13 protein-coding genes are annotated in these 9,639 nt (G+C 69.6%); 10 read left to right on the top strand and 3 right to left on the bottom strand.

Annotated features, from left to right (window positions below):
* From FE633_RS46325 to FE633_RS46315, 3 genes are all read left to right on the top strand, one after another.
* Positions 1–348 (top strand): RNA polymerase sigma factor (locus FE633_RS46325; RefSeq protein WP_281291353.1); only part of this gene is annotated, 348 nt, incomplete at its 5' end.
* Positions 345–1,319: a CU044_5270 family protein gene (locus FE633_RS46320; RefSeq protein ID WP_138051172.1), complete on the top strand. Its 975-nt coding sequence runs from the start codon at positions 345–347 to the stop codon at positions 1,317–1,319. The genes FE633_RS46325 and FE633_RS46320, both read left to right, overlap by 4 nt.
* Before the next feature lie 37 nt (positions 1,320–1,356).
* Positions 1,357–1,782, top strand: a complete 426-nt coding sequence (locus tag FE633_RS46315; protein WP_138051171.1) for an SRPBCC domain-containing protein — start codon at positions 1,357–1,359, stop codon at positions 1,780–1,782.
* 3 nt (positions 1,783–1,785) lie between these two features.
* Here FE633_RS46315 and FE633_RS46310 read toward each other — a convergent pair whose 3' ends face one another.
* Both FE633_RS46310 and FE633_RS46305 read right to left on the bottom strand, forming a co-directional pair.
* A complete protein-coding gene (locus FE633_RS46310) occupies positions 1,786–2,763 on the bottom strand; it encodes an isopenicillin N synthase family dioxygenase (protein WP_138051170.1) in 978 nt (325 codons plus the stop codon).
* Positions 2,744–3,193, bottom strand: a complete 450-nt coding sequence (locus tag FE633_RS46305; protein ID WP_171060409.1) for a nucleoside deaminase — start codon at positions 3,191–3,193, stop codon at positions 2,744–2,746. Before FE633_RS46305 ends, FE633_RS46310 begins: the two co-directional genes overlap by 20 nt.
* Before the next feature lie 205 nt (positions 3,194–3,398).
* Between FE633_RS46305 and erm the strand changes: the two genes are divergently transcribed.
* Together erm and FE633_RS46295 are read left to right on the top strand one after the other, a co-directional pair.
* Positions 3,399–4,172: a 23S ribosomal RNA methyltransferase Erm gene (gene erm, locus FE633_RS46300; protein ID WP_138051168.1), complete on the top strand. Its 774-nt coding sequence runs from the start codon at positions 3,399–3,401 to the stop codon at positions 4,170–4,172.
* Positions 4,173–4,424: 252 nt separating this feature from the next.
* Positions 4,425–4,637 (top strand): hypothetical protein, encoded by a 213-nt coding sequence (locus FE633_RS46295; RefSeq protein ID WP_138051167.1) that lies wholly within the window; start codon positions 4,425–4,427, stop codon positions 4,635–4,637.
* A gap of 10 nt (positions 4,638–4,647) precedes the next feature.
* On the opposite strand, the gene FE633_RS46290 is transcribed toward FE633_RS46295, so the two are convergent.
* Positions 4,648–5,067: a PLD nuclease N-terminal domain-containing protein gene (locus FE633_RS46290; RefSeq protein WP_138051166.1), complete on the bottom strand. Its 420-nt coding sequence runs from the start codon at positions 5,065–5,067 to the stop codon at positions 4,648–4,650.
* 86 nt (positions 5,068–5,153) lie between these two features.
* Here FE633_RS46290 and FE633_RS46285 point away from each other — a divergent pair, with 86 nt between their 5' ends.
* The 5 genes from FE633_RS46285 to FE633_RS46265 all read left to right on the top strand — a co-directional run.
* Positions 5,154–6,608, top strand: coding sequence for a menaquinone biosynthesis decarboxylase (locus tag FE633_RS46285; protein ID WP_138051165.1), 1,455 nt, complete (start codon positions 5,154–5,156; stop codon positions 6,606–6,608).
* The gene (mqnP, locus tag FE633_RS46280; protein ID WP_138051164.1) at positions 6,605–7,507 is read left to right on the top strand and encodes a menaquinone biosynthesis prenyltransferase MqnP; all 903 of its coding nucleotides are present in this window, start codon (positions 6,605–6,607) and stop codon (positions 7,505–7,507) included. The genes FE633_RS46285 and mqnP overlap by 4 nt, the downstream gene beginning before the upstream one ends.
* A gap of 31 nt (positions 7,508–7,538) precedes the next feature.
* Positions 7,539–8,213 (top strand): UbiX family flavin prenyltransferase, encoded by a 675-nt coding sequence (locus tag FE633_RS46275; RefSeq protein WP_138051163.1) that lies wholly within the window; start codon positions 7,539–7,541, stop codon positions 8,211–8,213.
* 92 nt (positions 8,214–8,305) lie between these two features.
* Complete coding sequence (locus FE633_RS46270) at positions 8,306–8,761, top strand: Lrp/AsnC family transcriptional regulator (RefSeq protein ID WP_119100083.1); 456 nt, start codon at positions 8,306–8,308, stop codon at positions 8,759–8,761.
* A gap of 69 nt (positions 8,762–8,830) precedes the next feature.
* A partial coding sequence (locus FE633_RS46265; RefSeq protein WP_138051162.1) for a radical SAM protein occupies positions 8,831–9,639 on the top strand: 809 nt, incomplete at its 3' end.

The following is a 9,639-nucleotide window of genomic DNA, read 5'->3' as shown; positions in this document are numbered from 1 at the left end:
GCCGCCCGGCGGCACGCGGCGGCCGTGGCGCGCCTGCCGCCCGCCGACGCCGTGCGCGACTTCGCCGACGAAGTCGCCGGGCGCATCGACGACTTGGCGTACCTCAGGGCCGTACGCGTCGCCGTCGACCGGCTGCGCCGCCCCGAGCGCGAGGTGCTCGCGCTGTGCTCGTGGGGCGGCCTCGACTATGCGGCCGCCGCGGCGGCGCTCGGGATTCCGGTCGGCACGGTGCGCTCCCGGCTGTCCCGGGCGCGTACCAAGCTCGCCGCGGAACTCGCCGCGGGGCGCGGACAGATGAGAGACGGCAACACGTCCGTGGCCGGGCCCACCCAGGAGGGGAACCAGTGAGCGAGATTCCCGAGAAGGACCTCCCGCCGGGCCGTCATCGCGTCCTGAGAGAGCACCTGATGCGTGAGATCAGCAACGAGACCAGCGAGACCAACGAGCGTCCGGCGCCGGCACGCAGGGCCGCCTGGCGCCGCCCGGCCTTCGTGGCCCCGGCGGTCGCGGCCGTTCTGTCGGTGGCCGTCGTCCTGGGTATCGCGGTCACCCGGGATGCCCAGGACAGGGACCGGCCGAGGCCGGCGACGGAGCGTCACCAGGGCGCGGCGGAGGTGCTGGAGCGGATCGCGAAGGCCGCCGAGAAGCGGCCCGGGCCCAAGGGCGTCCGGGACGACCAGTTCGTCTACGTCAAGAGCCAGGACGACTACATGGAAGCCACCCACGACGACACGTGCCCCGTCCCCCGTCACGACCTCACGGACCGCGAGATCTGGAAGTCGGTCGACGGCAAGCGCTGGGGCCTGGACCGGTCGGATTCGGGCGAGTACGAGGAGAAGATCAACCCAAAGTCGATGGCGAACGACAAGCCCCCATCGGACTACCGGGAGGTGGAGGCGCTCCCCACCGACCCGGACGCCATGTACGACTGGCTGCACAAGGGCTCGAACCCCCGGGCAAGGAGCCACGAAGCCGCCTTCCGGACGGCCACCACCATCCTCAGCGACAACATCGTCCCGCCCGAGGTGAGCGCCGCGCTCTTCCGGGCCGTCGCCAAGCTCCCCGGAGTGACCGTGGTCAAGGACGCCGAGGACGCCCTGGGCCGGGGCGGGGTGGCGATCGGCCGGACCGACAAGGACTTGAAGGAGCGGACCGACTGGATCTTCGACGAGAAGACCCTCGAGTATCTGGGGGAGCGGCAGGTCTACGCGGGCGGCGCCACGAGCGGCCGCTGCGGGACGACCAGGCCCGGCGACCTCCTCACCTCCAAGGCCATCACCGAACGAGCGGTCGTCGACAAGGCGGGTGAGCAGCCGTAGAGGTGCGGCACGCGCGCGTGCGAGTGACGCTGGACCCATGAGTGAAGCCATCGAGCAGGGGACCGGCGAGAGCCGGGGAGGCACCCATACGCTCCACTTCACGCTGCGGCTTCCCCAGCCTGTGGAGAACGTCTGGCCGGTGCTGGCCGGCGCCGACGGCCTGCGGCGCTGGCTGGCCGCCGCCGAGCCGTTCGAGCCGCGGCTCGGCGGGGCCGTCACGCTGCACGGGCTGGGCGCGGGACGCGTCACCGCGTGGGACGTGGAGAGAGTGGCCGAGTACACGGTGGACGTGCACGGCCGGATCCGCTTCCACCTGGAGCCCGCGGGGGAGCGGGGCACGACCCTCCGCTTCACCAACGAGTTCGAGGGCGACGACGAGCGGCGCGCCCAGGCGACGGCCGACTGGCGGGACCGCTTCGAGCGCCTGGTCGCCGCGCTCCCCGCCGGTCCCGAGGGCGGCTGAGGCTCAGCCGACCGTGATCGAGTCCAGCTTCTCGCGCAGGTACGTGTGCGAGTCCACGGGCCCGTGCGCCACCCGCCCCACCGGTGCCGGTACCGACTCCACGAGCGTGCCCGGGGTGCACTCGCCGAAGTAGACCAGGGACATCAGCTCCTCGCCCGGGGCGTCGGCGGGCGGCGGCAGGACGCGGTGCCGACCGGAGCGCCACCGGTCGCCGGTCCAACGGGCCATCAGATCGCCGATGTTGATGGTGAACGCGTCCGGGTCGAAGGGCGCGTCCTCCCAGCCGCCCTCGTCCGTGAAGACCTGTAGCCCGCCCTTGCCGGCCTGCCGGTCCAGGATCGTGACCGTGCCGAAGTCGGTGTGCGGGCCGATACGGAACTGGCCCTCCTCAGCCTCGCCGATGACCTCCGTACCCGGGTACCAGTTGATGTTGAAGCCGTACGTGGGATGGCTCATGTGCCGGGTGAAGAAGTCCGGTTCCAGGCCGAGGGCCTCGCCGAGGAGAGCGAGGAGGTGGTTCTCCAACTCCGCCATGCGCGCCAGGTATTCCTCGCACAGCTCACGGAGCTCCGGGACCTGAGCCGGCCAGACGTTGGGCGCGTACCACTCCGCGTTCACGACCGGGTCCTCGAAGGGTTCGTGCGTGGCGAAGGTCAGCGACTCCTTCAGGTCCGGCGGGGTCCGGGTGCCCTCCGAGTAGCCGTTGGCCTCCGCGCCCGGGCCGAGCCAGCCGCGGCCGCCGACCTTCGCCGCGTACGGCTGCTTGGCCTCGGTGGGGAGGGTGAAGAAGGCGCGGGCGGCTGTGCGGATGCGGGTGCGCAGGGCCGGGTCCACGCCGTGACCGGTCACGAGGAGGAATCCGGCGCTCTGGAGGGCCTCGTCGACAGTACGGGCGATCGCCTGCCGTTCCGCCGAGCCGCCGGACAGCCAGGGGCGCAGATCGATCGTGGGGATACGGGGCTCAGTCACCGATGTCCTCATTCCACAGTGCCGGGTTCCTCTTGATGAAGTCGCGCATCATCTCGGTGCACTCGGGGTCGTCGAGGAGAAGGATCTCGACACCGTGCTCGGCGAGCCAGTCGTGCCCGCCGTGGAAGGTGGCCGCCTCCCCGACGACGACCCGCGAGATCCCGAACTGCCTGACGAGACCACTGCAGTACCAGCACGGCGAGAGGGTCGTCACCATTGTCGTACCGCGATACGTCCGCTGCCGTCCCGCCGCCCGGAAGGCGGCCGTCTCCGCGTGCATGGACGGGTCGTCGTCCTGCACGCGCCGGTTGTGACCGCGCCCGAGCAGTGTCCCGTCCGCCCCGTACAGCGCCGCCCCGATGGGGATGCCGCCCTCGGCGAGCCCGGCCCGCGCCTCCGCCACGGCGGTCCCGAGCCAACTGCGTGCCCGCGTCTGATCCATGCCTCTCACTCTCCCAATAAATCAGTTGCCGAGAGGTACTCGGTGTCACGTAGCTTGTCCGGCATGTGCGCCATCGCAGTGACCAGGATCCGCCGCTTCTAGCGGCGGCACTTTCGCGGATCGAAAGCATCCGCCGCTCCGGAGACCTCCAGCCGGGCGGCCCCTTCCGTGTTGCCCGGCTTCCCTTCGAAGCCGCGGAGATCCTGTGCGCACGCAGCGTCCTGGCCGTCATGAACTCGGCCAGAACTTCCTCATCGACCAGAGCGTCATCGACACCATCGTCGGCCTCGTGGCCCGTACGGACGGGCCGATCATCGAGATCGGCCCGGGTGACGGCGCGCTCACCCTGCCCCTGCAGCGGCTGGGCAGGCCCCTGACCGGCATCGAGGTCGACGACCGGCGCGCGGCACGGCTGGCGCGCCGTACCCGCCCGTCGACCGAGATCGTCCACGCGGACTTCCTGCGGTTCACGGTCCCCACCGCGCCGCATGTCCTGGTGGGCAACCTGCCCTTCCATGTGACGACCGCGATGCTCCGGCGCATCCTGCACGCCCCCGGCTGGACCGAGGCCGTGCTGCTCGTGCAGTGGGAGGTCGCGCGCCGCCGGGCCGGTGTGGGCGGGGCGACCATGATGACGGCGCAGTGGTGGCCGTGGTTCGAGTTCCGGCTCGTGCGGCGCGTCCCCGCCGCGGCGTTCCGGCCGCGCCCCGGTGTCGACGGCGGCCTGATGACCGTGTCCCGCCGGGAACGGCCGCTGGTCGACCGCGGCGACCAGCGGCGCTACCAGGACTTCGTACAGCGGGTGTTCACCGGCCGAGGACGTGGCCTCCCGGACATCCTCACCGCCGCCGCGCCCGAGCTGTCACGGCAACGGATCTGGCGGTGGACGAGGCAGCACCGGATCCCGCCCACCGCCCTGCCCAAGAGCCTCACGGCGGAGCAGTGGGCGGAGCTGTTCGGGCTCGTACAGCGGCGTTGAGGACGGTCCAAGACGTCGGCGTGGGCGTGGGCGCCCGTCCGGGAAGGAGTCCCGTCGCCTTCGCGGCGGTCCAGAAACCCGCAGGGACGGGATGATTGAAGAAGCCCACGCTCCCGATGGGTGGGGATAGCTACACCTTCGGTTCGGGAGGTTGCTTCATCGCCACCGGGGGCGGGCGGCGGCATGGTGGAACCCAGATGCTCCCCGATGCTCCCCGGGGTTCACAGCCTCTCCCCCCGGAAGGAAACCGTCATGAACATCCCCAGCATCCCCAGCATCCCCACGGCCGATCTGACCGATGTCATCGCGACGCCCGAGAGTGAGCTCGTCCCGCTGCTTGCCGCGTGGGACCTCGCGCACCCCGCCGTCGCCGACGATCCCGAGTGGCGGCACCTGCTGGACGAGATCGCCCACCCCCGTACCACCCAGGCGTTCCACCGCCTCGCCGTGGCCGCGGGGAGCTGACCGACGCGCGTCAGTCCTTGCCGCCGTCCTCGTCCCGCTGACGCCGCTTCAGTTCCTCCTCGCGGCGGCGCAGATCGGCCTCCCAGTCCTCGAGCAGCCGCTCGTCGACCTTGTCGCCCGGAGGCTCCTCCGACTCCGACTCCGGCCCCGATTCCTTGGAGGACTTCTCCTCCTTCAAGGACTTCAGGAACTCGGGGTTGTCGTCCGGCGCCACCCAGCCGCCCGGGCGTCCGCCCGCGGCGCGCCGCGGAGTGCGGTCCTTGCCCACGAGCAGCCAGGAGATGGACCCCACGAGCGGGAAGAGCAGCACGAGAATCGCCCAGAGCGGCTTCGGGATGTACCGGATCTCCTTCTCATCGGTGCTGATGCAGTCGATGAACGCGTAGATGCTGAGCGCCAGTGGCACCAGAACCATCAGCACCCTGAGCATGAGGATTCCCCTTGCGCGTCGCGGCGGGGGCCACGGAACAGGCCCCGTTACCGGGCCAGGGTAACCGGTACCGGATACTGGAACGCATGGCTTACGACGATCTTCGCTCCCTGCTCAGGGCGCTGGAGCGCGAGGGCGACCTCAAGCGCATCAAGGCCGAGGTCGACCCGTATCTGGAAGTCGGGGAGGTCGTCGACCGGGTGCAGAAGGCGGGCGGCCCGGCGCTGCTCTTCGAGAACGTACGCGGGTCCGCGATGCCGCTCGCGATGAACGTCTTCGGCACCGACCGCCGCCTGCTCAAGGCGCTCGGCCTGAAGTCGTACGGCGAGATCACCGAGAAGATCGGCGGACTGCTCAGGCCCGAGCTGCCGCACGGGTTCGTCGGTGTGCGCGAGGCGTTCGGGAAGCTCGGCGCCATGACGCACGTACCGCCGAAGAAGGTGAAGGACGCGCCGGTCCAGGAGGTCGTGCTCCGCGGCGACGACGTCGACCTCGACACCCTGCCCGCGCTCTTCACCTGGCCGAAGGACGGCGGCTCCTTCTTCAACCTCGGGCTCACCCACACCAAGGACCCCGAGTCCGGCATCCGCAATCTCGGGCTCTACCGCCTCCAGCGCCACGACAAGCGCACCATCGGCATGCACTGGCAGATCCACAAGGACAGCCGGAACCACTACCAGGTGGCCGCGCGCAAGGGCGAGCGGCTGCCCGTCGCGATCGCCTTCGGGTGCCCGCCCGCCGTGACCTACGCCTCCACCGCGCCCCTGCCCGGCGACATCGACGAGTACCTCTTCGCCGGCTTCATCCAGGGCAGGCGGATCGAGATGGTCGACTGCAAGACGGTGCCGCTCCAGGTGCCGGCTCAGGCAGAGGTCGTCCTTGAAGGGTGGCTGGAGCCGGGGGAGATGCTCCCGGAGGGCCCGTTCGGCGACCACACCGGCTTCTACACGCCGCAGGAGCCGTTCCCGGCCCTGACCATCGACTGCGTCACGATGCGAAAGCGCCCCCTGCTCCAGTCGATCGTGGTCGGCCGGCCGCCCACGGAGGACGGACCCCTCGGCCGGGCGACCGAGCGCTTCTTCCTCCCGCTGCTGAAGATCATCGTGCCGGACATCGTGGACTACCACCTCCCCGAGGCGGGCGGCTTCCACAACTGCGCGATCGTCGCGATCGACAAGAAGTACCCGAAGCACGCCCAGAAGGTGATGCACGCCGTCTGGGGCGCCCACATGATGTCCCTGACCAAGCTGATCGTGGTCGTCGACTCCGACTGCGACGTCCACGATCTGCACGAGGTCGCGTGGCGCGCGCTGGGCAACACGGACTACGCCCGTGACCTGACCGTCGTCGAAGGCCCGGTCGACCACCTGGACCACGCCTCCTACCAGCAGTTCTGGGGCGGCAAGGCAGGCATCGACGCGACGAGGAAGTGGCCCGAGGAGGGCTACACGCGAGACGGCGGCTGGCCCGACATGGTCCTGTCCGACCCGGAGACCGCGGCGATGGTCGACCGCCGCTGGAAGGAGTACGGACTCTCGTGAGCAGCGCATCAGCCGCGATCCCGCAGCCGGGGCGCACCAAGGCCTTCCTTCGCCTCGTCATGATCGAGCACTCCGTGTTCGCGCTGCCCTTCGCGTACATCGCCGCGCTGACCGCGATGTTCCAGCTGGACCGGAACATCCACTGGGGCCGACTGCTCCTCGTCACCATCGCGATGGTGGGACTGCGGACGTTCGCCATGGCCGCGAACCGGATCATCGACCGCGAGATCGACGCACGCAATCCCCGTACGGCCCATCGCGAGCTGGTCACCGGCACGATGACCGTGAAGCACGCGTGGACGGGCGCGCTGGTCGCCCTCGTCTTCTTCCTCGGCGCCGCGGCCCTGCTCAATCCGCTGTGCCTCGCGCTCGCGCCCATCGCGGTGATCCCGATGGTCGTCTACCCGTACGGCAAGCGGTTCACGAACTTCCCGCAGGCCATCCTGGGTCTCGCCCAGGCGATGGGCCCCGTCGGCGGCTGGCTGGCGATCACGGGTGAGTGGTCGTGGGACGCGGTGATCCTGGGCCTGGCGGTCGGTATCTGGATCGGCGGCTTCGACCTCATCTACGCCTGCCAGGACGTCGAGACGGACCGCGAGATCGGGGTGATGTCGGTACCTGCCCGCTTCGGCATCCCGGCCGCCGTCTGGGGCGCACGCGCCTGCCACACCGCCACGACGGCGCTGTTCGTCTGGTACGCCCTGACCACCGGCGCGGGCGTCTTCTTCTGGCTGGGACTGATGGTCGTCGCCGCCGCGTTCCTGTACGAGCACACGATCGTCCGTCCCAACGACCTGTCCCGGGTCAACCGGGCGTTCTTCAGCGTGAACGGGTTCATCGGGATCGCGCTGTTCGTGTGTGCCCTGCTCGATCTGCTCGTGCGCGGGCTGACGGTCTGAGGACCAGCAGCCGCCGGATAGGCTCGACATCATGAAGCCAGGACAGACGCAGCGCACGCCTTGGATCGTGGGGGTCTCCGGGGCATCCGGGACTCCATATGCCGCTGCTGTGGTGCGTGCGCTTCTGGAGGCGGGGGAGAGCATCGATCTGATCGTCAGCAGGGCCTCGCGGCTGACGCTGCTGGACGAGACGGGGATCAGTTTCCGCGACGCCCACTGGGACGAGGACCTTCGGGAGTGGCTGTCCCGGGGCGCCGACGGAAAGCCAGGGACCTTCGACATCCAGGTCGACGACGTACGGCACTGGAGTCCGGTCGACCTCGCGGCGGGGCCCTCCTCCGGCTCGTACCCCTCGAAGGGCATGCTCATCGTGCCCGCCTCCACCGCCTGTGTCGCCGGAGTCGCCCTCGGCCTCTCGAAAGACCTGCTGCAGCGCGCCGCGAGCGTCACGCTCAAGGAGAGCCGCAAGCTGGTCGTCACCGTCCGGGAGACCCCGCTGAACGGGCAGACGCTGCGGCATCTGGTGACGCTGGACGACGCGGGCGCGACCGTCCTGCCGGCCTCCCCGGCGTTCTACGCGGGGGCCACGCACATTCAGGACCTGGTGGACTTCGTCGCCGGACGGGTGCTGGACGCGGCGGGCGTCGAGCACACGCTCTACCGCCGCTGGGAGGGCGAACTCGGCGGTGGTTCCCGCCCCACGTGAGCAACTCGCCCACCGATCAACTCGCACCAACGATCAACTCGCACCACGCCCTCATCACTTCAGGAACTTTTCAGCGGAAGGCTTTCGATCGCATGGACGCGGTGGACAGGCAGCTCATCCAGGCCCTCAGGGAGAACGGCCGGGCCTCCTATGCGGAGCTGGGACGCCTCGTCGGACTGTCGGGGCCCAGCGTCACCGACCGCATCAACCGCCTTGAGGCCGCCGGTGTCATCACCGGCTATCGCGCGACGGTCGACGCCGCCTCGCTCGGCCTCGGTGTCATCGCCCTGATCGGCATCTCGCTCTCCGACGCCGCCGACCACGAGGACGTGGCGCACCGGCTGAAGGACCTGAACGAGATCGAGGACTGCTGGTTCATCGCCGGCGACGACTCGTTCATGCTCAAGGTCCGGGCGCCGGACGTGGACGGTCTGGAGAAGACCATCCGTCGGCTGTCGGGGACGAAGGGCGTCTCTCGTACGCGTACCACGGTCGTGCTCTCCACGAAGTGGGAGAACCGGGTGGGTGAGCTGCCCGAAGAGCCCTAGGCACGCGAGCCGTATGGTTGACCGGGTTGCCGCACGGAGCGGGGACCAGGAGCAGGAAGAGGGAGAGGCATGGACGTCGGGCTCAAGCGCGAGCTGGAGGACAAGGTCCGGGCCGGTGAGCGGCTGACCCGCGAGGACGGCATCGCGCTGTACGAGTCGGACGACCTGGCCTGGCTGGGCGGACTCGCGCACGAGGTGCGGATGAGGAAGAACGGCGACGTCGTCCACTTCAACGTCAACCGGCACCTCAACATGACGAATGTGTGCACGGCGTCGTGTGCGTACTGCTCGTTCCAGCGGAAGCCGGGCGAGAAGGACGCGTACACGATGCGCATCGAGGAGGCCGTCCGCCTGGCCAAGGCGATGGAGAACGAGAACCTCACCGAGCTGCACATCGTCAACGGCCTGCATCCGAACCTGCCGTGGCGCTACTACCCGCGGTCGCTCTCCGAGCTGAAGAAGGCGCTGCCGAACGTCTCCCTGAAGGCTTTCACGGCCACCGAGATCCACCACTTCGAGACGATCTCAGGGCTGTCGGCGTCCGACATCCTGGACGAGCTGATCGAGGCGGGTCTGGAGTCGCTGACCGGTGGCGGTGCGGAGATCTTCGACTGGGAGGTGCGGCAGCACATCGTCGACCACCGCACCCACTGGGAGGACTGGTCGCGTATCCACCGCCTCGCGCACGCGAAGGGCCTGAAGACCCCGTGCACGATGCTCTACGGCCACATCGAGGAACCCCGTCACCGTGTCGACCATGTCCTGCGGCTGCGTGAGCTGCAGGACGAGACCGGTGGCTTCCAGGTGTTCATCCCGCTGCGCTACCAGCACGATTTCGTGGACATGCAGGACGGCAAGGTCCGTAACCGCCTTCAGGC

Source organism: Streptomyces montanus, assembly GCF_005786655.1.
Taxonomy (GTDB): domain Bacteria; phylum Actinomycetota; class Actinomycetes; order Streptomycetales; family Streptomycetaceae; genus Streptomyces; species Streptomyces sporangiiformans.
Note: the sequence above shows the minus strand (reverse complement) of the source record. Positions and strands in the feature narration are given on the sequence as shown.